Genomic DNA, 24,782 nt, shown 5'->3' on the forward strand with positions numbered 1-24,782 from the left:
TACCTTCAGGCTGGGTTTTGCATGGCGTATTCATGGCGTGAATTACCCGCCATTCATTCATGCGGTCAGCGACTGGCGGGTGCGCTCGATCACCGCTTGCAGCGGTTCTGCCCGGTTGTACTGCTCCGGATAGAGGCGCTCGCTGTGGCAGGCGATGCCATGCTCGTCGACCAGGGTGAAGCTGAAGCTGCCCTTGCGTGGTGCAACGATGAGGCACTTCAATGGGGCGAAGGCCTGGGAAAGGGTGCCGAAGGCAACCTGGATTTGTTGATGGTTACTCATATTGTTGGATGTTCCTGCGTAAGACACGGTGTTTGATCCGTGCACAATAGAAACGTTCCAGTGACGTCTTTATTAAGGAGACGCAGAACCTGACTGGAACAGGGCAGCCAGAGGGGCGCATGCAATAAGTGGGCGCTGGGCTGACTGGTAGGTACGACAGAAGGCAGGCAGCACACCGACACCAGGGTTCTGGGCGTCGGGGAAGATCCTGATCAATCTGAAACGTGATTCGTGCTGGGCAAGGTTTGCCGAGTGAATCATCGAATGGGCCGGTCCCGATGGGGCAGTGCTTGCTCGTTACCGAGCACTTGGGCTGCAGGGACTGAGTGGCCAGAATGACTTCAGCTGGGTACTAACGGGGCGCAACCCTACACGAACTTTTCGGGGTTGGCAAGTTTTTGGCTTTTCTAGCGGTAAGCCGATAATTATGTCGTCAATCGCGCCTGGTGTGAAGAGGGTGAAATGTTCAGCCAACCACCCTCCTGTACTGATTCCGTGCACCGCGATGCCATTTGTTGGTGCGGTTGTACACACTCGGTTGAACAGTTGTAACCCTCTTGCAACGTCCTGTGGACGGCTCGCCAATGACTTGACTGGGGGCTTAAGTCAATGAAAAAAAACACTAATTTTTGCTGGTGAAAAAATCGTCAGTTTGACTGAAAGCCCCATTTCACAGGGGTTTGCGAGCTACCTCAAGGGGTTGTCCACCGAGTTATCCACAGGTTCTGTGGATTGTCCCGGGCGCTTGCTCTAGGACGGGCGTGCCAGCTGTTTCATCCATTGTCCGACAATCGGTGGGTAGTGGTGGCATCGGCATTTTCCTTGGGAAAACGTCAAGAAAAAATCGTGGAAAAAAATGGCGATCAGCCGAAAGTCGCCCAGGTCAGTCCACAAAAAAAGGAGTAGAGTGGCGCGCCTCTCGAATCACCCTTGCTGTAGGTCATGAAGCTTCGCGGTAAACACCTCGCCAGTCCTGATGCCTCGCCATCGCTGCCTTCCTCCAAGCGTTTTTCCCTGAAAGTGGCCCTGTGGCTGCTCGACAGCTCGCGCCTGGGGGACAAGCCCAGCGTCAAGCACCTGGCCGGGCGCATGCTCAAGCAGCCGGCGCGCCAGGGCGTGGTGGTGGCCCAGAGCCGCCTGGGGCAGATGCTCTGCCGCGACTGCGGCAATGCCCGCGACCGGCGCATCGGTCATGAACTGCTGCGCCAGGCGGCCCGCGCCGGTGATCGCCGGGCCCAACTGGAGTATGGCCGGTTGTGCCAGGCCCAGGAGCCGGAGCAGTCCCGCTATTGGCTGGAGCTGGCGGCGGGGCAGGGCTCGCAGGAGGCGCGGCGGTTGTTGCGCCAGTGGTTCGGTAGTTAACCGGAGCAGCTGTGTAAAACCATTTGTTGGGGGGCGCATGGCTGAGGTGCTCTCTTGCTGGGTACTGACCACGCAACCCTGTCACCAGGCTGATAAGCTGCGCAGCATTCGTCAATGTTCGATCGGGGTAGGCATGACAGTGGATCTGACCAGCATTTTGCTGGGCTTGGTGGCGGGCGCCGTGCCCTGCCTGGGCTGGGTCATGCAGGTTCAGCGCGGACAGGGGGCGCGCAAGGCCGAGCAGGCCTTGCTCGAAGAGCGCCTGAATGCCGCCCAGTTGACCCAGGCCGGCCTGCAGGCCCAGCTGGAGGCCAGTCGCGACGAGATCAGCGACCTCAGCGAGGCCAACACCATCAAGCAGACCCAGCTGGCCGCCCAGGGCAGGGAACTGGAGCTGCTGCAGATCGACCGCGACAACGCCCGTGATGCCGCCCATGCCTGGCACCTGGAGCGCGCCAACCGCGAGGCCGAGCTGCGCCGTCTCGAGGCCCAGGCTGCACGCCTGGAAGCCGAGCTGCGTGAACAGCAGGAGAGCCATCAGCAACGCCTCGAAGACCTGCAGGAAGCCCGCGACACCCTGCGCGCGCAGTTCGCCGACCTTGCCACCAAGATCTTCGACGAGCGCGAGCAACGCTTCGCCCAGACCAGCCAGCAGCACCTGGGCCAGTTGCTCGACCCGCTCAAGGAGCGTATCCAGGCGTTCGAGAAGCGCGTCGAGGAAAGCTACCAGCAGGAGGCCCGCGAGCGTTTCTCCCTAGGCAAGGAACTCGAGCGCCTGCAGCAGCTCAACCTGCGCCTGTCCGACGAGGCCACCAACCTTACCCAGGCGCTCAAGGGCCAGAAGACCCAGGGCAACTGGGGCGAACTGATCCTGGAGCGGGTGCTGGAGCACGCGGGCCTCGAAAAGGGCCGCGAATACCAGACCCAGGTCAGCCTGCGCAGCGCCGATGGCGAGCGCTTCCAGCCCGATGTGCTGATCATGCTGCCGGGCGACAAGCAGGTGGTGGTGGATGCCAAGGTCAGCCTGACGGCCTACCAGCAGTTCGTCGGCAACAACGACGAAGCCGCGCTCAAACAGCACGTACAGTCGCTGCGCAATCACGTCAAGGGCTTGTCCAGCAAGGATTACAGCCGCCTTGAGGGCTTGCACAGCCTCGACTTCGTGCTGCTGTTCGTGCCCATCGAGGCGGCTTTCTCGGCGGCACTGCAGGCCGAGCCCAACCTGTTCCAGGAGGCCTTTGACCGACAGATCGTGATCGTCAGCCCGACCACCTTGCTCGCCACCCTGCGGGTGATCGACAGCCTGTGGAAGCAGGAACGCCAGGGGCAGAACGCCCGCGAGATCGCCGAGCGCGCCGGCTGGCTGTACGACAAGTTTGTGCTCTTCATTCAGGACCTGGACGAGCTCGGCGCACGCCTTGCCCAGGTGGACAAGGCCTACGCCGCGGCACGCAACAAGCTGTGCGAGGGGCGCGGCAACCTGGTCAGCCGCAGCGAGCAGCTCAAGCTGCTCGGCGCCCGGGCCAGCAAGAGCCTGCCGGCTGAGTTGATTGAGCGCGCCCTAAACGATGAGGCGCTTACTGAACCAGGCTCAGATGCCGATTGAGCAGGGCGCGCAGGGCTGCCGGCTTGACCGGCTTGGCCAGGTAGTCGAGGCCTGCGGCATGCACCAGGGCGATGGTCTCGTTGCGCCCGTCGGCGCTGATCACCACCCCGGGCACTGGCTCGCCCAGGCGTGTTCGTAGCCAGCCCATCAGCCCGGTACCGGTCTCGCCGTCATCCAGGTGGTAGTCCACCAGCGCCAGGTGCGGGCGCAGGCCCTTGCCGAGCAGGGCCTCGCATTCGGCCTGGTTGCGCGCGGTCCACACCTGACAACCCCAACGGCTGAGCAGGCTGTTCATGCCGATCAGGATGCTGTCCTCGTTGTCCACGCACAATACCTGCAGCCCGGCCAGCGGCTGCCCGGCCTGCTCCACGGGGGCGGGCGTCGCGGGCGCGGGGCTGTGGGCGATGGGCACGCTGACGCGGAACACGCTGCCCTTGCCCGGCCAGGAGCGTACCTCCAGCGGATGCCCGAGCACCCGGCACAGGCCGTCGGCGATCGCCAGGCCCAGGCCCAGGCCTTTCTCGGCGCGGGTCTGGTGGCTGTCCAGGCGCTTGAACTCCTGGAAGATCACCTGCAGCTTGTCGTCGGCGATGCCCGGGCCACGGTCCCACACCTCCAGCCACAGGCGTCCACTTTGTCGCCGCGCACCCAGCAGCAGCGGGCTCTTGCCGTAGCGCAGGGCGTTGGTGAGGAAGTTCTGCAGCACCCGGCGCAGCAGTTTCATGTCGCTGTCCACCCGCAGGCGGCTGCCGCGCAGGCGGAACTCCAGGCCCTTCTCGGCGGCCAGCACCTTGAACTCGGCGCCGAGGGTGTCAAACAGCTCGTTGAGGGCGAAGGGCTTGATGTCGGGGGTGACCTTGCCGTTCTCCAGTCGCGAGATATCGAGCAGGTCGCTGATCAGCTCCTCGGCCGAGCGCAGCGAGCTGTCCATGTGCTGCACCAGTTGCCGGGCCTCGTCGTTCATGGCCTCGGCTTGCTGCGACAGAGCGGCGGAGAACAGCCGGGCAGCGTTGAGCGGCTGCATCAGGTCGTGGCTGACGGCGGCGAGGAAGCGGGTCTTGGACTGGCTGACCGCCTCGGCGCGGCTCTTGGCCTCGGTCAACGCCTGGTTGAGCTGCGACAGCTCGTGGGTGCGCTCGGCGACGCGTTGCTCCAGGCCCTCGTTGGAGTCGCGCAGGGCCTGTTCGGCCTCGCGGAACGGGGTGATGTCGGTAAAGCTCATGACGAAGCCGCCGCCAGGCATCGGGTTGCCGATCAGCTCGATCACCCGGCCATTGGGGAACAGCCGCTCGGAGGAGTGGGCCCGGCCCTGGCGCATCCAGTGCAGGCGCCGCGCCACATGCACCTGGGCCTCGCCCGGCCCGCACAGACCGCGCTCGGCGTTGTAGCGGATGATGTCGGCGATCGGCCGGCCGACGCTGATCAACCCGTCGGGGTAGTTGAACAGCTCCAGGTAGCGGCGGTTCCAGGCCACCAGGCGCAGGTTCTGGTCGACCACGCTGATCCCCTGATTGATGTTCTCGATGGCGCCCTGCAGCAGCGCGCGGTTGAACTGCAGCACCTCGCTGGCTTCGTCGGCGATGCGCACCACATCCTCAAGCTGCATGTCGCGGCCTTCGATGGCGGCCTTGACCACGGCGCGGGTCGAGGAGGTGCCGAGCACGCCGGCCAGCAGCCGTTCGGTGTGCTCGATCCAGTCACCATCGGCGTTCTGATTGGGGTTGAAGCCCTTGCCCTGGCGGTAGGCGAAGCGGATGAAGCTTTGCCGGGCGCGCTCCTCGCCGACGAAGCGCGCGGCGAGCTTGAGCAGGTCGTCGATCTGCACCGCCAGCAGGGGTTTGCTGGAGGGGCGGGCGCTGGTCTGCTGGCCGATGAAGCGCCCAGCCTGCCAGTGCTCGGAAACCCGTGTGCGGGACAGGATCGAAACCCAGGCGAACAGGGTGAAGTTGCCCGCCAGCGACAGCACCACGCCCTGGGTGAGCGGGGTGATCGGCAGGTTGAGCGGGTTGCCGTGCAGCCAGGCCAGCCCCGGGAACAGCTGCAGCGACCAGCCCAGGCTGTGGGCGGCGATCGGCAGCACCAGGGTGTAGAACCACAGGAAGATGCCGGCGGCCAGGCCCGCGAACACGCCGCGGCGGTTGGCCTGCTTCCAGTACAGCGCGCCGAGCATCGCCGGGGTCAGCTGGGTCACCGCGGCGAAGGCGATCTGGCCGATGGTCGCCAGGCTCGCGGTGGAGCCAAGCAGCCGGTAGCTGACGTAGGCCAGCAGCAGGATGACGACGATGGTCACCCGGCGCACCGAGAGCATCCAGTGGCGGAACACCTCGAACGGCCGCTCGGCGTTGTTGCGCCGCAGCAGCCAGGGCAGCAGCATGTCGTTGGAGACCATGGTCGACAGCGCCACGGCCTCGACGATGACCATGCCGGTGGCCGCCGAGGCGCCGCCGATGAACGCCAGCAGAGCCAGGCTCGGGTGGGCCTCGGCCAGCGGCAGGCTGATCACGAACGAATCGGAAATCACCGTGCCCGGCAGCAGCATCTGCCCGGCCAGGGCGATGGGCACCACGAACAGCGCGGCCAGGGCCAGGTACAGCGGGAACACCCAGCGGGCCAGGCGCATGTCCTGGGGCTCGATGTTTTCCACCACGGTGACGTGGAACTGCCGGGGCAGGCAGATGATCGCCATCATCGCCACGGCGGTCTGCACCACCATCGACGGCCAGTTGATGGTCTCTTCCCAGTAGTCGCTCAGGTGCACCGACTGCCGCGCCTGGGTGAATAGGTCGTCGAAGCCGTCATACAGGTTGAACACCACGAAGACACCCACGGCAAGGAAGGCCAGCAGCTTGACGAGCGATTCGAAGGCAATCGCCAGGACCATGCCGCGGTGGTGCTCGGTGACGTCCAGGCTACGGGTGCCGAAGACAATGGCGAACAGCGCCAGCACCAGCGATACCACCAGCGCGGTGTCCTGCACCCGGCTGCCGGTGGCATCGGCGTTGGCGCCGATCAACAGGTTCACCCCCAGCACGATGCCCTTGAGCTGCAGGGCGATGTACGGCAGCACCCCGACCAGGCAGATCAGTGCCACCACCACCGCCAGGGTCTGCGACTTGCCATAGCGGGCGGCGATGAAGTCGGCGATCGAGGTGATGTTCTGCTGCTTGCTGATCAGCACCATCTTCTGCAGTACCCAGGGGGCGAAGATCAGCAACAGCACCGGCCCCAGGTAGATGGGCAGGAACGCCCAGAGCTGCTCGGCGGCCTGGCCGACCGCGCCGAAGAAGGTCCAACTGGTGCAGTACACCGCCAGCGACAGGCTGTACACCCAGGCGCGCAGGCGCGGCGGCAACGGCGTGCTGCGGCGGTCGCCATAGAAGGCGATGGCGAACATGATGGCCATGTAGGCCAGGGCGACCACGGCGATCAGCCCGCTGGACAACGACATGCAAACTCCGGAGCAAAAAAGAAAACGCGGTCCCGATCAATCAGTCTGGCACGCAGGGCGCGGTTCGTCAGCGCCGACGATGGTCGCAGTGGCAGGACGTCGCAGGGCCCGCGATCGGCCGGTATTGCCAACTAAGGCCGGCGGGCGGTGCGTGTTCCCAGCCAGTAGAACACTGCCGCCAGCATCACCGACCCGATCAACAGATAGAACACCGTCACCGGCACCACATGCCCCAGTGCCAGGCCTACCAGGATCGGCCCGAGCCCAGCGCCCAGGTTGGAGAGGTTCTGCGCGCCATAATAAACCCCGCGCAGATGCTCCGGCGCAATCAGGTCGATGAACATGAACTCGGCCGGAATCACGATGATCTCGCCCAGGGTGAACACCAGCATGGCCAGGCACCACGCCGGCGCCGAAGCAGCCACGGAGAACCCCAGCAACCCGGCAGCGAACATGGCCATGCCAGCCATCAGCCAGGGCATCAGGTGCTGACGGGTGATGCGTCGGCCGATCAGGTATTGCAGGCCGATCACTCCCAGGGCATTGGTGGTTACCAGGTAGCCGGCCAGGCGCGCCACCTCGGCGGGATCGTTCAGGGTCACCACCAGGTACTGCGAAAGGTAGGCGGTGAACTGGCCGAACACCACGGCACTGAGCACGCCGCCCAGGGTGAAGCACACCAGGCGCCGGTCGCGCAGCATGCCCAGGGCGACCTGGGCGAAGCCCGCTGCCGGCCGGTCATCGCGCAGGCTCAGCAAGCTGCGTTCGCCAAGGCGGTAATAGACCAGGCTCAGGCCGAGGCCGATCAGGGCCGAAACCACGAACGGCAGGTGGTCGTCCGCCTCGATCAGCAGCACCCCAAGCATCGGCCCCGCGGCCCAGGCGATGTTGTTGAAGGTGTACTTGATGGCGAATACTTCGCCGCGTCGGTTCTCTGCCAGCAAGGCGCAGAACCCGGCCTTGGCGGCAATGTCGACCACGGTCTGGGCCAGGTAGGCCACCACCAGGAAGCAGAAGAACAGCGCAGCCGAAGTGCTGGCCACGATGCCGACGAAGGCCAGGGCGAACACCGAGGTGCAGGCGACGATCAGCGTATGACTGCGCAGGGTGTCGACCAGGTGTCCGCCATAGAGGCTGAGCATTGATGCCAGGAGCATCGCGCCGCCGACCAGCAGGCCGGTCTGGCCGACCGACAGGCCCAGGTGCGTTGACAGGTACACCACCAGATAGGGCAGGGTGATCGCCCGGGCCATGGTCAAGGTGAAGGTGGTGAACAACAGCAGGCGAACCGCAGCGGGGTAGCCTTTAAGGGCGCGGAGCATCGACCGATCCTTGTCATTGTCAGCGGTCAAGCATATGCCAGGTGCCGGCCTGGCTGCTATATCTTTAAAATCGATAACAGATAGAGAAATTACCCGTTATATAGATATTCTTTGCAGGCATAAGATATCTCTACCTTACACAAGGCCAGGAGACACCTTATGCCATGCACCCAGACCCGCGCGCCTTCCTGGCGCCCGTTCAGCCAATTGGCCCACCCCCGCGAAGTGATCCGCCAGTTCACCCCCAACTGGTTCGCCGCGACCATGGGTACCGGCGTGCTGGCCCTGGCCTTTCATCAAGTCCAGGTGCCGGGGTTGGACAGCGTGGCCGAGGGCCTTTGGTGGCTGACCATCGGCCTGTTTACCCTGTTCTGCGTCCTGTACGGCGCCCGTTGGGTAATGTTCTTCGATGAGGCGCGGCGGATTTTCGCGCACTCCACCGTGTCGATGTTCTTCGGCACCATCCCCATGGGGCTGGCCACCATCCTCAACGGCGCCCTGGTGTTCGGCATGGCGCGCTGGGGTGAGGCCGTGGTGCCGTGGGTTGAAATGCTTTGGTGGCTGGACGTGGGCCTGGCGCTGCTGTGCGGCGTGGCCATTCCCTACCTGATGTTCACCCGCCAGGAGCACAGCATCGACCAGATGACCGCGGTGTGGTTGCTGCCGGTGGTGGCTGCTGAAGTCGCCGCCGCCAGCGGCGGGCTGCTGGCGCCGCACCTGGTGGATATGCACCGGCAATTCCTGGTGGTAATCACCAGCTATGTGATGTGGGCGGTGTCGTTGCCGGTAGCGTTCAGCATCCTCACCATCCTGATGCTGCGCATGGCCCTGCATAAACTGCCGCCGGCGAACATGGCCGCTTCCAGTTGGCTGGCGCTAGGCCCGATCGGTACCGGTGCTTTGGGCATGCTGGTGCTCGGCGGCGATGCCCCTGCAGTGTTCGCCGCCAATGGCCTTGGCGGCCTCGGCGAGGTGGCACACGGGTTGGGCCTGGTGGCCGGCATCGTGCTGTGGGGCGCGGGGTTGTGGTGGTTGCTGACAGCGGTGCTGATCACCTTGCGCTACATGCGCCAGGGCATGCCGTTCAACCTGGGCTGGTGGGGGTTCACCTTCCCGCTGGGGGTGTACTGCCTGGCCACGTTGAAACTGGCTGCCTGGCTGGAGTTGGGCTTCTTCACTGTGTTCGGCCAGGTGCTGGTGGTGGCGCTGGCGCTGCTCTGGCTGCTGGTGGCCAGCCGGACCCTGCGCGGGGCCTGGCGCGGCGAGCTGTTTGTGTCGCCATGCATCGCGCAGTCTTGAGGGTGATCCAGTAGGGGCGGCTTGCCCGCTCCTACAAGTTCCTTGTGCCTATGGACATTCCCGTGCAGATTTGTGGCTTATCACGCTGTACGTGCCTCCAATGACAAAGCCCAACCAGGTACAAGGACGATGAGTCACCCCTCGCAATTCACCCTGCTCGGCAAACGGCGCTTCCTGCCGTTCTTCATCACCCAGTCGCTGGGCGCCTTCAACGACAACCTGTTCAAGCAGTCGCTGATCCTGGCGATCCTCTACAAGCTGAGCCTGGAAGGCGACCGCTCGATCTGGGTCAACCTCTGCGCCTTGCTGTTCATCCTGCCGTTCTTCCTGTTCTCCGCGCTGGCCGGGCAGTTCGGCGAGAAGTTCGCCAAGGACCGGTTGATCCGCGCGATCAAGCTGGCCGAGATCGTCATCATGGCCATCGGCGCGACCGGTTTCGTCACCCATCATCTGGAGTTGATGCTGGTGGCGCTGTTCGCCATGGGCACCCACTCGGCGCTGTTCGGCCCGGTGAAATACTCGATCCTGCCCCAGGCCCTGCGCGAGGAGGAACTGGTGGGCGGCAACGGCCTGGTGGAGATGGGCACTTTCCTGGCGATCCTGGCCGGGACCATCGGCGCCGGGATGCTGATGTCCTCCAGCCAGTACGCGGTGCTGGCCGCCGCCGGGGTGGTGGGCACTGCGGTGCTGGGCTACCTGGCCAGTCGCTGGATCCCACGCGCCGCCGCCGCCGCGCCGCAGATGAAGCTGGACTGGAACATCTTCAAGCAGTCCTGGCTGACCCTGCGCCTGGGCCTTGGCCAGACCCCGGCGGTGTCGCGCTCGATTGTCGGCAACTCGTGGTTCTGGTTCGTCGGTGCCATCTACCTCACGCAGATCCCGGCCTACGCCAAGGACTGGCTGCACGGCGACGAGACCGTGGTGACTCTGGTGCTAACCCTGTTCTCGGTGGGCATCGCCGTCGGTTCGCTGCTGTGCGAGCGCCTGAGCGGACGCAAGGTGGAGATCGGCCTGGTGCCGTTCGGCTCGTTCGGCCTGACCCTGTTCGGCCTGCTTTGGTGGTGGCATTCGGGGGATGTGCCGGTCGGCGTCGTGCCCCATGACTGGCTGGCGTTGCTGGGCATGAGCCAGGCCTGGTGGATCATGCTGTCGATCGTTGGCCTGGGCATCTTCGGCGGCTTCTACATCGTGCCACTGTACGCGCTGATCCAGGCACGCACGCCGGAAGACCAGCGGGCCCGGGTGATTGCCGCCAACAACATCCTCAACGCGCTGTTCATGGTGGTGTCGGCGATCATCACCATCGTCCTGCTGAGCCTGGCCAAGCTGAGCATCCCGCAGCTGTTCCTGGTGGTGTCTTTGCTCAATATCGCGGTCAACGCCTACATCTTCCGCATCGTGCCGGAATTCACCATGCGCTTCCTGATCTGGCTGCTCAGCCACTCGATGTACCGGGTCGAGCACCGCGAGCTGCAGCGCATTCCCGATGAGGGCGCGGCGCTGCTGGTGTGCAACCATGTGTCGTTCGTCGATGCGCTGTTGATCGGTGGGGCGATCCGCCGGCCGATCCGTTTCGTCATGTACTACAAGATCTACAATTTGCCGGTGCTCAATTTCGTGTTCCGCACCGCCGGCGCCATCCCCATCGCCGGGCGTGGCGAGGACGAGGCCACCTACGAGCGTGCCTTCGCCCGTATCGCCCAGTACCTGGCCGACGGCGAGCTGGTGTGTATCTTCCCCGAAGGCAAGCTGAGTTCGGACGGTGAGATCGATGTGTTCAAGGGCGGGGTGAACCGCATCCTGCAGGAGACGCCGGTGCCGGTGATTCCGCTGGCGTTGCAGGGGCTGTGGGGCAGTTTCTTCAGTCGCGACCCGAACAAGGGTTTCTTCAAGCGCCTGTGGTCGCGGGTGACCCTGGTGGCCGGCGCCGCCATCCCGGTGGAGGCGGCGCAGCCCGAGGCGCTGCGCGAGCAGGTGAGCCTGCTGCGCGGCGACGTTCGCTAAGGGAAACGGAGGGAGGTCAGCTGGCGCTGACCTTCAGGCCGACCAGGCCGGTGATGATCAGGGCGACACTGGCCAGGCGGATGAGCGCCATGGATTCGCCGAACAGGATGATCCCGGCGATCACCGTGCCGACCGCGCCGACACCGGTCCAGATAGCATAGGCGGTGCCCAGCGGCAGTTCCTTCATGGCCAGGCCCAGCAGGCCGAGGCTGATGACCATGGCGCCGACGGTGAGAATGGTCGGCAGGGGGCGGGTGAAGCCGTCGGTGTACTTGAGGCCGACAGCCCAGCCGACTTCGAACAGGCCGGCGAAGAACAGGATGATCCAGGACATGGTAAGTCTCCATCGATTCAATGATGGGGCCGTCCCCGGTATGTTCACGCACAGCGTCGTGAGGCCGTCCTCACAGTGCGCACTATACTGCACATTTGCCGCGGGCGAGGCAAGCGTGACGGATCAATGGTGCTTGTACCGGCCATCGTCACTGGCTGGCCGGTACGCATGTACACCTACGTCAAGACCAGCTCAGGATGGGCCAGCCATTGGTCTGCGCATGCTCGCGCAGCACCGGGTCCGGGTTCACCACGTGCGGGTGATCGACCTTCAGCAGCAGCGGCAGGTCGTTGCGTGAATCCGAGTAGAAACTCGCGCCCTCCAGGTTTTCCTGTTCCTGGTCCAGCCACTCCAGCAGGCGGGTGATCTTGCCTTCGCGGTAGGTGAGCACGCCGTGGGTCTTGCCGGTGAACACGCCGTTGACCGCCTCCAGCTCGATGGCCAGGTACTCGTCGACGCCCAGGCGCGCCGCGATCGGTCCGACCAGGTGGGTGCCGCTGGCCGAAATGATCAGGATCCGGTCGCCGCGCTTGCGGTGTTCGGCGATGCAACGGCAGGCGTCGCCGTAGATGATCGGCTCGATCACATCCTCCACCCAGGGCTCGACCAGGTGCTCGACCTCTTCCAGGGTACGCCCGGCGATGGGCTCCAGGCTGAAGGCCATGTAGTCCTCCATCGCCAGGTGGCCCTTGCCGTAGGCTTCCATCAGCTCGTGGTCGCGCTTGAGGAAAGCCTTGCCGTCCACCCAGCCCAGCCGGGCCATCTGCTCGCTCCAAAGCGACGCGCAGTCGCCGTGGATCAGGGTTTCGTCCAGATCGAAGATTGCCAGTGCCATGCGTTGATGCTCCTTAGGCCACTTCCCGTAGCGCCGTGGGGTCGATCGACAAGGATACCCGCTGCCCGTCCGCGTGCAGGTCGGCCGCGCAGCGGTTGAGCACGTCGACCACCAGCTCGACGTCGCGCACCCGCACCCGGTAACGGATGACGTTGCCCAGCAGGCTGTGGCTGCGGATCTCGCCGTCGAGCTCACCGTTCAGGCCCAGGGTGATCGACTCCGGGCGGATTGCCAGGCGTCCGCTGACCGGGCGTTGCAGCAGGCGGCTGGCGCTGTCGGCGTCGAGCAGGTTGTAGTTGCCGATGAAGCCCGCGGCGAACAGGTCCACGGGCGCGGTGTAGAGGGTCTCGGCATCGCCGCTCTGGACGATGCGGCCCTGGTTCATCAGGACGATGCGGTCCGACATGGTCAGCGCCTCTTCCTGGTCGTGGGTGACGAAGATGGTGGTCAGCCCCAGCTCGCGCTGGATGGCGCGGATCTGCTCGCGCAGGTGCTTGCGGATGCGCGCATCCAGTGCCGACAGCGGCTCGTCGAGCAGCAGCAGGCGCGGGCGGGTGACCAGCGAGCGGGCCAGGGCCACGCGTTGGCACTGGCCGCCGGACAGCTGGTGCGGGTAGCGCCCGGCGAAGCTGCCCAGCTCCACCAGGTCGAGTACTTCGCGCACCCGCGCCTGGCTCTCGTCGGCCTTGACCTTCTGCATGCGCAGGCCGAAGGCGACGTTCTGTTCCACGGTCATGTTGGGGAACAGGGCGTAGCTCTGGAACACCATGCCGATGCCACGCTTCTGCGGGCTCAACGGCACGATGTCCTGGCCGTCGAGCAGGATCCGCCCGCTGTCCACCGGGGTCAGCCCGGCGATGCAGCGCAGCAGGGTGGACTTGCCGCAGCCGGAGGGGCCGAGCAGGGTGACGAACTCGCCGCGCTCGATCTGGCAGTCGATGTTCTCGAACACCGGGCTGCCGGCGTAGCTCTTTTGCAGTTTCTGTACGCTGACGAAGCTCATGTCAGGTCTTGTCCTTGTTCAGGCGGTTGGCGACCCAGGTCAGCACCAGCACGAAGGCGAAGTAGGAGATGACCAGCGCGCTGTTGAAGTGGCCGCTGCTGTTGCGCATGTTGTTCAGGTACACCTGCAGGGTCTCGTAGCGGGTGCCCACCAGCAGGTTGGCGAACACGAACTCGCCGAACAGGAACGAGAACGACAGCAGCAGCGCCACCATCAGGCCCTTGCGCAGGTTGGGCAGCACCACCAGGAACGCCGCCTGCCAGGTACTGGCGCCGAGCAGCTGGGCGGCGTCCATCAGGTCGCGCAGGTTGATGGCCTGCAGGTTGTTGGTGATGGCTTGATACATGAACGGCAGGGCGATGGTGAAGTAGCAGCCGATCAGGATCCACGGCGTGCCGACCATGGCCATCGGCCCGCTGCCGTACAACTGCAGCAGACCCACCGACGACACCACCGGCGGCACGGCGAACGGCAGCAGGATGAGGACGTTCATCAGCGCGTCGAGCTTGGGGAAGTGGTAGTGGACCACGAACAGCAACGGCAGGATCAGCAGCACCGAGAGCAGCAGCGCGCCGACGCATACCAGCAGCGACTGGCCGAAGGCGGCGAGAAAGCGCGGCTCGCTCCACAGTGCGACGTACCACTTGAAGGTCAGACCGCTGGGCAGCAGGGTCGCCGACCAACTGGTGGCCAACGAGTAGAGCAGGGTGCCGGCCAGCGGCAGCAGCAGGATCAGGAACAGCAGGTACACCACCACGCGGTGGTAGAGCCCGCCAGCGTTGTTTTCAGCGCGCATGGTAGCTCCTCTTGAGCAGCCATTGATGGATCACCGTGACCACGGTCATCAGGCCCACCAGCACCATCGCCAGGGCGCTGGCCAGGTTCGGGTCGAGGCTGATGTCGCCGGCCACCAGGCCCGCGATGCGGATCGGCAGCACGTTGAAGTTGCCGGTGGTCAGGGCGTAGACAGTGGCGTAGGCGCCGAGGGCGTTGGCCAGCAGGATGACGAAGGTGCCGAGCAGCGCCGGGGTCAGCACCGGCAGGCCGATATGCCGCCAGAACTGCCAGTGGCTGGCGCCGAGCAGTGCGGCGGACTCGCGCCAGTCCTCGCGCAGGGCGTCGAAGGCCGGGTAGAGCAGCAGCACGCCCAGGGGGATCTGGAAGTAGGTGTACACCAGGATCAGGCCGGTCTTGGAGTAGATGCTGAAGTCGCCGAGCAGGCCCATCTGCTTGAGCAGCAGCGTCAGTGCGCCATTGAAACCGAGCAGGATGATGAAGGCGAACGCCAGGGGCACGCCGGCGAAATTGCTGGTCATGTTGGCGAAGGCGCTGACGAAGTCGCGCAGTTTCGAGTCGACCTGGCGCAGTGAATAGGCGCCCAGGGTGGCGATGACGATGCCGAACAGGCTCGACCAGAAGCTGATCTCCAGGCTGCGTTGCAACGCCTGCAGGTAGAACTTCGAGGCGAAGACCTTGCTGAAGTTGGCCAGGCCCCAGCCGCTTTCGCCCTGCAGACTGTTTAGGGCGACCCAGGCCAGCGGCGCGATCTGGAAGATGATGAAGAACACGGCGAACGGCAGCAGGCAGAGCAGGGCCAGGTAGCGGCCGCGATGGCTTGCATTCACTTGAGCAGCTCCCGGCAGACCGGTTTGTCGTGGGCGGCGCCGAGCAGCTCGCAGATCGTGCCGCACAGCTCGGTCTGCAACGGCTTGGCCGCGGGATCGAGGCTGAACGCCTCGCCGAACACGAACAGCGGCACTTCGCGTTCCTCGGCCAGCAGGCCGTTGTGCGAGCGGTCGTTGTTCATGCCGTGGTCGGCGGTGACCAGCACCTGGTAGCCCTCTTCGAGCCAGCGCGGCAGGTAGTCGGCCAGCAGGATGTCGGCGCTGCGGGCGGCGTTGCGGTACTGGCTGCTGTCCAGGCCGTGGCGGTGGCCGGCGTCGTCGATGTTCATCGGGTGCACCAGCAGGAAGTTCGGCGCATGGCGGCGGCGCAGGTATTCGGCGTCGGCCAGCAGGTGCGAGTCGGGGTAGTGGTCTGCGTAGTAGAACAGGCCGTGCTGGATCGGCAGCTTCGGCGCGTGGGTATGGCGGTCGCGCAGGGGGTCGAAGGGTGAGCGGTTGTACAGCTCGCTCATCCAGTGATAGGCCGCGGCGGCAGTGCCCAGGCCGGCCTCGCGGGCGTAGTGGAACACGCTGCGCTGGTTGGACAGGCGGTTGACGTTGTTATGGACGATGCCGCTGTCGATCGGCGGCACGCCGGTGAGGATGCATTCGTACAGCGGTCGCGACAGTGACGGCAGCTCGCACTCCACCCGGTACAGCGCGGCGCGGTCGGCCTCGACGTAGGCGTGCAGGTGGCCCATGGCATGGTGCGCGACCTGGTGGTTGAGGCCGTCGAGCAGGACCAGGATGACGTTGTGGTTCATTTATGACTCCGAAAAAGCGGGGAGGGCTTTGCCCTCCTTTCGCGACGCAAGGCCGCTCCCACAGAGGTAGTGCAAACCTCTGGGGCGACGTGGGCCCTGTGGGAGCGGCCTTGCGTCGCGATGGGCTGCGCAGCTGCCCCGGGTTGGCCCAGCCTTACTCCATCTCGATGATCACCTGCTCCTGCCACTTCTGCGGCAGGGCCTTGGAGGTCGCTTCCCAGGCTTCGGCGTTCTTGATCGGCTGGGCGGCCTTGTACTGCTCGTTGGGCAGCAGCTTGGCCTGCACGTCCGCTGGCAGCTTCAGGTGCTCGGCGCGGATTGGCCGGGCGTGACCGATGGCCAGGTTGGTCTGCCCGGCATCGCTGAAGATGTACTCACGGGCAAGCTTGGCCGCGTTCGGGTGCTTGGCGTATTTGTTGATGATGGTGGTGTAGCCGGAGGTGATCGAGCCGTCCGATGGGATCAGCACCTCGAAGCGTTTCGGGTCGATCTGGTCGCGGTAGCTCAGGCCGTTGAAGTCCCATACCACGCCGACTTCCACCTCGCCCTTCTCGAGGGTCTGGATGGTCGGGTTGGCCAGCGACAGGCGCTTCTGCTGGGCCAGCTTGGTGAACAGCTGCAGGCCCGGCTCAATGTTGCTCTCGTCGCCCTTGTAGGCGATGGCGGCGGCGAGCACGCCGTTGGCGGCCTGGGCGGCGGTGCCGACGTCACCGATGGCGACCTTGTACTTGCCCTTTTCCAGGTCGTGCCAGGTGGTCGGGCGTTCGTCTTCCTTGACCAGGTCCTTGTTGATGATGAAGGCGATGGTGCCGGTGTAGGCCAGCGCCCAGTGGCCGTCCTGGTCCTTGGCCCACGCCGGCACCTGGTCCCAGGTGCTCGGCTTGTAGGCCTGGGTGACACCCTTGGCGACCGCGATCGGACCGAAGGCGGCGCCGACGTCGCCGATGTCGGCGCTGGCGTTGTCCTTCTCGGCGTCGAACTTGGCGATCTCCTGGGCCGAGCTCATGTCGGTGTCGCTGTGCTTGAGGCCGTATTTTTTCGCCAGGTCGTCCCAGGTGCCTTTCCAGTTGGCCCAGGCATCGGGCATGCCCACGCTGTTGACGGTGCCTTCCTTGCGGGCGGCGTCTTCAAGGGCCTTGAGGTCCTGGGCCATGGCCGAGGTGCAAAAAGCGATGGCCGAACCGAGCAGTGACGCCATGAACAACTTTTTCATCCGAAGCTCCTTTGGTGGGTGCCTTGCATTCGTTGTTATGAACAGAAGCGGTGCTTGCGAACCCCTGGTCTAGGTCAGCAAACCTTGAGCCAAGGTAGGCCTGTTGCGTGACAGTTTGATGTAAGAAGAAGGAGTGGGTGGCAGGCCGATGGCTCTCGGGATACAGCGTAGACCACATCGAAAGCCTTGAATCGCGTGGCCTGGCCCGGATCTGGCAAGTCCCTGGGCGAGGCTTTGTCACAGGATGTTCATCAGCCTTGCCTAGGCTTGTAGCCATCGCCACATGCCCCTTTATGGGGCTGGACTAGTCCAGATAGGTAACCTTTGATGCAAGCGACGCCACCGCGCGCGGTAACAGTCATCTGCCATGCCCTGCAGGAGCAGATCGAACACGGCCTGCTGGCCCCCGGCGGCAAGCTGCCGGCCGAGCGTCGGCTCAGCGAAGTGTTCGACACCACGCGCATCACCCTGCGCGAGGCACTGGTGCAGCTGGAGGCCCAAGGGCTGATCTACCGCGAGGAGCGCCGTGGCTGGTTCGTCGCGCCCGAGCGTCTGACCTACGACCTGATCGAGCGCAGCCACTTCCATGCGATGGTGCGCGACCAGGGGCGGGTGCCGAGCACCGAGTTGCTGTCGGCACGCCTGCAACCGGCCTCGGCGGCGATCTGCGCGCGCCTGCGCCTGCCGGCGTTGTCCAGCGTGGTGCGGATCTGCCGTTTGCGGCGCATCGATGGGCGGGCGGTGCTGTACGCCGAGCACTATCTCAACCCGCGCTACTTCCCGGGGATCCTCGAGCTGGACCTGGCCCGGTCGCTGACCGAGATCTATGCGCGGGAGTACGCCATTCACTATGGGCAGGTGTGCTTCGAGATCCTGCCGACCGCGTTGCCAGTGGCGGCGGCAGGGGCGCTGAAGGTCTCGACGGGCAGCCCGGGCTTGCACATCACCCGGGTCAACAGCGACCAGCATGGGCATCTGATCGACTGTGACCTGGAATACTGGCGGCACGATGCGATCCGCATCCGCGCCGAGGCGGGCTAGGGGCGCGAAGCGGCCCTAACTGCTAGCGCCTCCGGTCTCAGCCATGCCGCCACCGCCAGCCGTCACCACCTGCACTGACAGCCGTGGCGTCGCCAGGTCCAGACCGGCTTCATCGAGCTGCCGCTTCAAGGCCAGGTTGAACGCCCGCGACACCTCCCACTGTTTGATCGGCGCGGTCTTGAACCGCGCCCGCAGGATCGCCGAGCCCGACTCGAAGCTCTCCACCCCCTGCAACTCCAGCGGCGACCAGATGTTGCGGCGCATCAGCGGGTCGTTGCGCAGCTTCTGGCCCACTTCGCGGACCAGCGTGATGGCCTGGTCGATGTTCATGCTGTGCGGGATGGCCACGCGGAAGATCGCGTAGCCGAACTCCCGCGAGTAGTTCTTGATGCTCTTGATCTCGCTGAACGGGATGGTGTGCACGATGCCGTCGATGTCCCGCAGGCGCACGGTACGGATGGTCAGGCCTTCGACCGTGCCCAGGTGGCCGCCGACGTCGACGTAGTCGTCGATGGCCAGCGAGTCCTCGATGATGATGAACAGCCCGGTGATCAGGTCGGCCACCAGCGACTGGGCGCCGAAACCGATGGCCAGGCCGATGACGCCGGCACCGGCCAGCAGCGGGGTGACGTTCATGCCCATGTTGGCCAGGGCGACGATCACCGCGATGATGAAGATCACCACGAACATCACGTTGCGGATCAAGGGCATCATGGTCTGTGCCCGGGCGTTGGCCAGGCCACGGCGCGAGCGCACCAGGGCATGGTGCACGGCGGTGTCGGCGAGGATCCACACCAGCCAGGCGACGATCAGCGTGCCGGCCAGGCCCAGCAGGCGCAGGCTCACTTCATGGCCGTCGCCCTCGGCGAAGCTGATCATCGAGCGGCCCCAGACGCGCAGGCCCAGCTCGATGAACACCAGCCAGATGAACAGGTGCACCAGCACGTAGCCGAAGTTGCGCAGGCGTTCGGTGTAGACCGCCTGGCGCTTGTTGGCGCGCCGGGGTTTGGCGGCGTGGCGCCGCACCAGACCGTTGAGCACCATGCACACCACTACCAGCACCGTGCACATCAGCGACTGGCGCAGGGCAGTGCTGGTGTCGCCGGCGGAAACGAAGGTGGCGAACAGCGAGATCGCCACCAGGATCAGCGCCGGGAGGTACCAGAAACTGCCGAGCAGCTCGATGGTGTCGCTCAGGGTGCGCCGGGTCAGGCGTCGGGACAGGGGCTGGTTGCGGATCAGGTGGGCGATCGGGCGGCGAAAGCGCAGGATGAACAGCCCGGTGCACAGCGCCGCGACGACATTGGCCAGGGTGGCCAGGGCGTGGGCCAGGTGGCTGCCCAGGGCAGTGGTCAGGCGTGGGTCGCTCATCGCCTCGCCGAACGCGGCGAAGCTGCCGATCAGCCACAGCGGGCGGAACGCCTGGTGCCGCAGGATATGCAGGGCGCGGTGGCGATGCGGGCCATCGAGCAGCGAGAATGCGATCACGCAGATCGCCGAGAACAGTGTGCCGACCACCAGTGCGTAGGCCAGCACCATGGCCATCGACTTGCCCAGCGAGGAGGGCAGGGCGAAGCTCAGGTACACGGTGAACACCAGCGCCACCAGCCACGGTCCCAGCTTGCGCAGGGCGAAGCGCACCAGGTCCCAGGTACGCGGGTGCTGGGGCAGTTCCTCGGTCAGGCCGAAGCGCAGGCGCACGCGGTGGCCGATCCAGTTGAAGGTGTAGGCCAGCAGGCTCCAGACCAGGATCACCCCGGCAAAGCCGAACAGGATCGCCGGCCACTGGTGCACCGGCACCACCAGCGCGGCCAACTCATCCTGCGCCTGGTCGATTTCCAGCGACCAGCGCTTGAACGGACTGGCATCGCCGCTGAACTGCTGCTCGAAATCGTGCAGGGCGCCACCGATCAGGCCGAGCACGCCCTGTTCCACCGTGGGTTGCGCTTGTTTGCTGGCGTCGCGCAGCTTCTTCAGATCGGCCAGCAGCTTGGCCCGTTGCTGGTCGTTCTCCAGGCTCTTGATCACCTCGTCCAGCGACTTGCCCAGCGGTTCGCTGGCTTCGGGCTGGGCGGGTGTGCTGGAACCGAGCAGGCCCGGCAGGCCGGCGGCGTGCACCGGGGTGATGAACAGCAGGAACAGCAGCGTGATGCAACGCAGGAGGGCTGGCACCGGAAACTCTACCTCAGGTCAAACGTTTGCCCGAGTGTAGTGGTTTACGACGGCAGTTTCTCGAGGATCTTCCAGCAGGTGAGGCCGAAAATGCCAAGGGTGCCGATCCACATCATCAACACGCCGACATTGCGCTCGCGCAGGCTGAAGCCGATGGTCAGCAGCATCAGGAACAGGAACACCGGCACGAACAGGGACAGGAACGGCGATGACATGAACAGCATCCTTCTGTTTTGGGGGCCATGTATCAAGCATAGCGCTTTGCAAGCGAGGCGGATTGACCGGGGGCAGGCGGTGGGCAAGTCGCATCGGCACACCGCCGCTCCCACAGGTCCGCGTGGGAGCGGGTTGGCCGTCAGGGCAGTTCGCGGCTGCGGTAGAAGGCGCTGAGCACCTTCACCAGGTGCGCCAGGTCATGGCTGCCGCACAGTTCGCGAATCGAGTGCATGGCGAAGGTCGGCAGGCCGATGTCGACCGTGCGCACGCCCAGGTGGCTGGCGGTGATCGGGCCGATGGTCGAGCCGCAGCCCATGTCACTGCGCACCACGAAGCTCTGCACCGGCACTTCCTCGGCCATGCACAGGTGGCGGAAGAACCCGGCGGTTTCGCTGTTGGTGGCGTAGCGCTGGTTGTTGTTGACCTTGATCACCGGGCCGGCGTTGAGCTTGGGCCCGTGGTTGCCGTCGTGCTTGTCGGCGTAGTTGGGGTGCACGCCGTGGGCGTTGTCGGCCGAGACCATCAGCGAGCGCTGGATGGTGCGCACGTAGTCGTCGCCTTCGGGCAGCAGGCGTTGCAGGGTCTGCTCGAGCATGGGGCCGTCGGCGCCGCAGGCCGAGCAGGAGCCGACTTCCTCGTGGTCGTTGCACACCAGCACGCAGGTCTCGTCGCTATCGGCACCCAGCAAGGCCTGCAGGCCGGCATAGCACGACAGCAGGTTGTCCAGGCGGGCGGCGGCGATGAAGTCGCCGTTCAGGCCAATCAACGCGGCGTCCTGGGTGTCGTAGAAGCTCAGCTCGTAGTCGAGCACCACATCGGCGTTGAGGTCGTGCTCGCGGGCCAACTGCTCGGTGAGCAGGGCGCGAAAGTCGACGCGCTCGTCGCCGGCCACCTGGGCCAGGATCGGTGGCAGCTCGGTCTGCGGGTTGATCTGCCAGCCTTCGTTGGCGGTGCGGTTGAGGTGGATCGCCAGGTTGGGGATTACGGCGATCGGCAGCTTGAAGTCGATCAGCTGGCTTTCCACCTTGCCATCACGGCGGAAGGTAACCCGGCCGGCCAGCGACAGGTCGCGGTCGAACCAAGGGGCAAGCAGGGCGCCGCCGTACACTTCCACGCCCAGTTGCAGGAAGCCCTGGCGTTGCAGCTCGGGCTGCGGCTTGACCCGCAGGCATGGGCTGTCGGTGTGGGCGCCGACCATGCGGATGCCGCCCAACAGCGGCGAGAGCTTGCCGAGCTTGATGGCGATGATCGAGGAATCGTTGCGGGTCACGTAGTAGCGACCACCGGGCACGGTGGCCCAGCTGTCGCGTTCGTCCAGACGCTGGTAGCCGGCGGCCTCGAGGCGCTGCGCGAGGCTGGCGGTGGCATGGAAGGGCGTCGGGGAGGCCTTGAGGAATTCGATCAGGCCGGCATTCAGGGCATCGCGCATAAGTCACTCCAGACAGCAGTGGCGCGAGTTTAGCGTAATTGCTCGAAAATTTGTGCCGGCCCTGTTGCTGGCACTATACGGCTCGAGTAATCAGAACGGCGCCGGACACTCGAACTTCAGGCGTTCGCCAGATACCGGGTGGGTGAAGCTCAGCATCGACGCATGCAGGCACAGCCGCTCATGGGCCGCCAGCGCCTCGGGGTTGGCGTACAACCGGTCGCCCAGCAGCGGGTGGCCGATCGACAGCATGTGCACGCGCAACTGGTGCGAGCGCCCGGTGATCGGTGTCAGCTCGACCCGGCAATGATCGGCGCAGCGTTCGACGATGCGCCAGAAGGTCAGGGCGTGCTTGCCCTGTTCGTGGTCGACCACATGGCGCGGCTTGGTCGGCGGGTCATAGCGCAGCGGCAGGTCGATGCTGCCGCTGTCCAGGGTCGGTTGGCCCCAGCACAGCGCGGTATAGGCCTTTTCGGTCTCGCGGTCGTGGAACTGGCGCGACAGCTCGCGGTGGCTGTCGGCGTCGCGGGCGAGCAGGATGATCCCCGAGGTTTCCCAGTCCAGGCGGTGGACGATCAGGGCATCCGGGTAGCCGTTTTCCTGCAGGCGGGTGATCAGGCAGTCCTTGTTGTCCTCGGCGCGACCCGGCACCGACAACAGCAGGGTCGGCTTGTTGATCACCAGGATGGCGGCGTCTTCGTGAAGGATCTGGATGTTCGACAGCGGCATGTTCAGGTGTTCTCTGCAAAGCATTGTGGGAGCGGGCTTGCCCCGCGACGGCCATTGGAGGCAATCGCGGGGCAAGCCCGCTCCCACAAGGTAACCCTGAGCTACTGAAAGATCAGCGCTCGGGCAGGGTGATGTTCAGCTCCAGGATCGAGCAGCTGCCCTGGTTCTCCAGCGCCACCTGCACATCGTCGTTGCCGATGTTGACGTACTTGCGGATCACCTCGACCAGCTCCTTCTGCAGGGCGGGCAGGTAGTCCGGGGTGCTGCGCTGGCCGCGCTCGTGCGCCACGATGATCTGTAGACGCTCTTTCGCTACCGACGCGCTGGTCTGTTTCTGTCTGCCACGAAAGAAGTCAAAAAGGTTCATGGTTTACTTGCCTCCAAACAGACGCGCGAAGAATCCTTGCTTCTGCACGTCGATGAACCGCAGGGGCTTCTCTTTGCCCAGCAGACGGTCGACGGTGTCACTGTACGCCTGGCCGGCATCGCTCTGGTCGTCAAGGATGACCGGGATGCCCTGGTTGGAGGCCTTGAGAACGGCTTGCGACTCGGGAATCACACCCTTGAGCTTGATCGCCAGGATCTCTTCGACGTCGGCGATGCTGAGCATTTCGCCCTTCTCGACGCGCTCGGGGTGGTAACGGGTGATCAGCAGGTGTTCCTTGATCGGCTCCTCGCCGTTCTCGGAGCGGCGCGACTTGCTCGACAGGATGCCCAGCATGCGGTCGGAGTCGCGTACCGAGGACACCTCGGGGTTGGTCACGACGATGGCTTCGTCGGCGAAGTACATTGCCAGGTGCGCGCCTTTCTCGATACCGGCCGGCGAGTCGCAGATGACGTAGTCGAAGGTTTCCTTCAGCTCCATCAGGACCTTTTCCACGCCTTCCTGGGTCAGGGCGTCCTTGTCGCGGGTCTGGCTGGCGGCCAGCACGAACAGGTTCTCCAGGCGCTTGTCCTTGATCAGGGCCTGCTGCAGGTTGGCCTCGCCGTTGACCACGTTGACGAAGTCGTACACCACGCGGCGCTCGCAGCCCATGATCAGGTCGAGGTTACGCAGGCCGACGTCGAAGTCGACGATGACAGTCTTGTAGCCGCGCAGTGCGAGGCCGGTACCGATGGCGGCGCTGGTGGTGGTCTTGCCCACACCCCCCTTGCCGGAAGTGACGACGAGAATCTTGGCCAAGGTGTTTCACCCCTAAATAAACGGGACGCGTGTCCCTGCAAATACAAAAAACGGCAACGGGAAAAAAGTTGCGCTAAAAATGCCGGCAAGTATCCGTTAAAGACGGGTGATGTTCAACACGTCGCCGGACAGGCTGACCTGCACGCCCGAGCCCCACAGCGGGTCGCGGCGCAGGTCTTCGCACACTTTGTACTGGCCGGCGATGGAGACCATTTCCGCGGTCATCTGCTGGCAGAAGATGCGCGCCTTGGTGTTGCCCTTGATACCGGCCAGGGCGCGGCCGCGCATGGCGCCGTACACATGGATGTTGCCATCGGCGAGAAGTTCCGCGCCGGGGCTGACCGAGCCTGTCACCACCAGGTCGCCGCCCTGGGCGTAGATCTGCTGGCCGCCGCGCACCGGCGAGGTGATGATGCGGGTCGGGCGCACCTCGGGTTCGGCCGGCGCCGGTGGCGGAGCTGGCGCGGGTTCGGGCTTCTTCGCTTCCGGTTCGGGCTCGAGCGGGCGTTCACGGGCACCCGACGGCGGCAACACCGGCAGGTCGATGGCGATCGCCGCGGCGATGTCCTCGATGCGGCTGGCGCGGATCGCCAGGGTGCGCAGGCCATGGTGACGGCACACGCGCATCAGCCCGGGCAGGTCGATGGCGCCCGAGTCATGGGGCAGCTTGTCCAGGGCCAGCACCAGCGGGGTGTTGCTGAAGAAATTCGGCGCCTGCGCCACCTTCGCCGCCAGCTGGCGGTCGAGGGATTCGAGGTCGTTGCGCGCCAGTTCCAGCACGGTGATGGCAAGCATGCTGCCCTTGAGCTGGAACACGGGGGCGTTGTCGGGTGTCTGGTTGGGGCTCATGGTCTGCATAGACGGCTTGTTGCGAAAAAA

22 protein-coding genes are annotated in these 24,782 nt (G+C 65.0%); 5 read left to right on the forward strand and 17 right to left on the reverse strand.

The annotated features are described in order from the left end of the window. Positions 1 to 57: 57 nt before the first annotated feature. Entirely contained in the window at positions 58 to 282 is a 225-nt protein-coding gene (locus K5H97_RS06915) for a hypothetical protein (RefSeq protein WP_028690885.1), read from the reverse strand. Positions 283 to 1,224: 942 nt separating this feature from the next. On the opposite strand from K5H97_RS06915, the gene K5H97_RS06920 reads away from it, so the two are divergent. Then, entirely contained in the window at positions 1,225 to 1,644 is a 420-nt protein-coding gene (locus K5H97_RS06920) for a tetratricopeptide repeat protein (protein ID WP_028690884.1), read from the forward strand. 247 nt (positions 1,645 to 1,891) lie between these two features. Continuing rightward, positions 1,892 to 3,250 carry a DNA recombination protein RmuC gene (rmuC, locus tag K5H97_RS06925; protein ID WP_162175260.1) on the forward strand — a complete coding sequence of 453 codons (1,359 nt, stop codon included), beginning with the start codon at positions 1,892 to 1,894 and terminating at the stop codon, positions 3,248 to 3,250. On the opposite strand, the gene K5H97_RS06930 is transcribed toward rmuC, so the two are convergent. Both K5H97_RS06930 and K5H97_RS06935 read right to left on the reverse strand, forming a co-directional pair. Beyond that, complete coding sequence (locus K5H97_RS06930) at positions 3,222 to 6,698, reverse strand: hybrid sensor histidine kinase/response regulator (protein WP_028690882.1); 3,477 nt, start codon at positions 6,696 to 6,698, stop codon at positions 3,222 to 3,224. The genes rmuC and K5H97_RS06930 overlap by 29 nt on opposite strands. A 131-nt stretch (positions 6,699 to 6,829) precedes the next feature. Beyond that, positions 6,830 to 8,020 (reverse strand): MFS transporter, encoded by a 1,191-nt coding sequence (locus tag K5H97_RS06935; protein WP_028690881.1) that lies wholly within the window; start codon positions 8,018 to 8,020, stop codon positions 6,830 to 6,832. Between the two features lie 159 nt (positions 8,021 to 8,179). On the opposite strand from K5H97_RS06935, the gene K5H97_RS06940 reads away from it, so the two are divergent. Further along, positions 8,180 to 9,319, forward strand: coding sequence for a TDT family transporter (locus K5H97_RS06940; RefSeq protein WP_028690880.1), 1,140 nt, complete (start codon positions 8,180 to 8,182; stop codon positions 9,317 to 9,319). 129 nt (positions 9,320 to 9,448) lie between these two features. Next, complete coding sequence (locus K5H97_RS06945) at positions 9,449 to 11,323, forward strand: MFS transporter (protein ID WP_028690879.1); 1,875 nt, start codon at positions 9,449 to 9,451, stop codon at positions 11,321 to 11,323. Between the two features lie 16 nt (positions 11,324 to 11,339). Here K5H97_RS06945 and sugE read toward each other — a convergent pair whose 3' ends face one another. From sugE to K5H97_RS06980, 7 genes are all read right to left on the reverse strand, one after another. Then, positions 11,340 to 11,657, reverse strand: coding sequence for a quaternary ammonium compound efflux SMR transporter SugE (sugE, locus tag K5H97_RS06950; protein WP_028690878.1), 318 nt, complete (start codon positions 11,655 to 11,657; stop codon positions 11,340 to 11,342). A gap of 181 nt (positions 11,658 to 11,838) precedes the next feature. Continuing rightward, a complete protein-coding gene (locus tag K5H97_RS06955; RefSeq protein WP_028690877.1) occupies positions 11,839 to 12,492 on the reverse strand; it encodes an HAD family hydrolase in 654 nt (217 codons plus the stop codon). Between the two features lie 13 nt (positions 12,493 to 12,505). Then, the gene (locus K5H97_RS06960) at positions 12,506 to 13,495 is read right to left on the reverse strand and encodes an ABC transporter ATP-binding protein (protein WP_028690876.1); all 990 of its coding nucleotides are present in this window, start codon (positions 13,493 to 13,495) and stop codon (positions 12,506 to 12,508) included. A gap of 1 nt (position 13,496) precedes the next feature. After that, complete coding sequence (locus K5H97_RS06965) at positions 13,497 to 14,291, reverse strand: ABC transporter permease (RefSeq protein ID WP_028690875.1); 795 nt, start codon at positions 14,289 to 14,291, stop codon at positions 13,497 to 13,499. Then, entirely contained in the window at positions 14,281 to 15,120 is an 840-nt protein-coding gene (locus K5H97_RS06970; protein ID WP_028690874.1) for an ABC transporter permease, read from the reverse strand. Before K5H97_RS06970 ends, K5H97_RS06965 begins: the two co-directional genes overlap by 11 nt. Further along, positions 15,117 to 15,923, reverse strand: a complete 807-nt coding sequence (locus K5H97_RS06975; protein WP_028690873.1) for an alkaline phosphatase family protein — start codon at positions 15,921 to 15,923, stop codon at positions 15,117 to 15,119. The genes K5H97_RS06970 and K5H97_RS06975 overlap by 4 nt, the downstream gene beginning before the upstream one ends. 154 nt (positions 15,924 to 16,077) lie before the next feature. Then, positions 16,078 to 17,136 (reverse strand): ABC transporter substrate-binding protein, encoded by a 1,059-nt coding sequence (locus tag K5H97_RS06980; protein ID WP_028690872.1) that lies wholly within the window; start codon positions 17,134 to 17,136, stop codon positions 16,078 to 16,080. 327 nt (positions 17,137 to 17,463) lie between these two features. On the opposite strand from K5H97_RS06980, the gene K5H97_RS06985 reads away from it, so the two are divergent. Further along, on the forward strand, positions 17,464 to 18,177 hold the full coding sequence (locus tag K5H97_RS06985) for a UTRA domain-containing protein (protein ID WP_028690871.1): 714 nt from the start codon (positions 17,464 to 17,466) through the stop codon (positions 18,175 to 18,177). Between the two features lie 15 nt (positions 18,178 to 18,192). Here K5H97_RS06985 and K5H97_RS06990 read toward each other — a convergent pair whose 3' ends face one another. The 7 genes from K5H97_RS06990 to minC all read right to left on the reverse strand — a co-directional run bounded on the left by K5H97_RS06990 (position 18,193) and on the right by minC (position 24,761). Then, positions 18,193 to 20,349, reverse strand: coding sequence for a mechanosensitive ion channel family protein (locus K5H97_RS06990; RefSeq protein WP_028690870.1), 2,157 nt, complete (start codon positions 20,347 to 20,349; stop codon positions 18,193 to 18,195). A gap of 44 nt (positions 20,350 to 20,393) precedes the next feature. Further along, positions 20,394 to 20,564, reverse strand: a complete 171-nt coding sequence (locus K5H97_RS06995; RefSeq protein WP_167388396.1) for a hypothetical protein — start codon at positions 20,562 to 20,564, stop codon at positions 20,394 to 20,396. A gap of 140 nt (positions 20,565 to 20,704) precedes the next feature. Then, positions 20,705 to 21,994, reverse strand: a complete 1,290-nt coding sequence (locus K5H97_RS07000) for a M18 family aminopeptidase (RefSeq protein WP_028690868.1) — start codon at positions 21,992 to 21,994, stop codon at positions 20,705 to 20,707. Positions 21,995 to 22,084: 90 nt separating this feature from the next. Next, a complete protein-coding gene (locus tag K5H97_RS07005; RefSeq protein WP_028690867.1) occupies positions 22,085 to 22,720 on the reverse strand; it encodes an RluA family pseudouridine synthase in 636 nt (211 codons plus the stop codon). A 112-nt stretch (positions 22,721 to 22,832) separates the two neighbouring features. After that, positions 22,833 to 23,087: a cell division topological specificity factor MinE gene (gene minE / locus K5H97_RS07010; protein ID WP_011532731.1), complete on the reverse strand. Its 255-nt coding sequence runs from the start codon at positions 23,085 to 23,087 to the stop codon at positions 22,833 to 22,835. Positions 23,088 to 23,090: 3 nt separating this feature from the next. Then, positions 23,091 to 23,903 carry a septum site-determining protein MinD gene (gene minD / locus K5H97_RS07015; RefSeq protein ID WP_028690866.1) on the reverse strand — a complete coding sequence of 271 codons (813 nt, stop codon included), beginning with the start codon at positions 23,901 to 23,903 and terminating at the stop codon, positions 23,091 to 23,093. Positions 23,904 to 23,999: 96 nt separating this feature from the next. Further along, a complete protein-coding gene (gene minC / locus K5H97_RS07020; RefSeq protein WP_028690865.1) occupies positions 24,000 to 24,761 on the reverse strand; it encodes a septum site-determining protein MinC in 762 nt (253 codons plus the stop codon). Positions 24,762 to 24,782: the final 21 nt, after the last annotated feature.

It is taken from the genome of Pseudomonas mosselii, assembly GCF_019823065.1.
Taxonomy (GTDB): domain Bacteria; phylum Pseudomonadota; class Gammaproteobacteria; order Pseudomonadales; family Pseudomonadaceae; genus Aquipseudomonas; species Aquipseudomonas mosselii.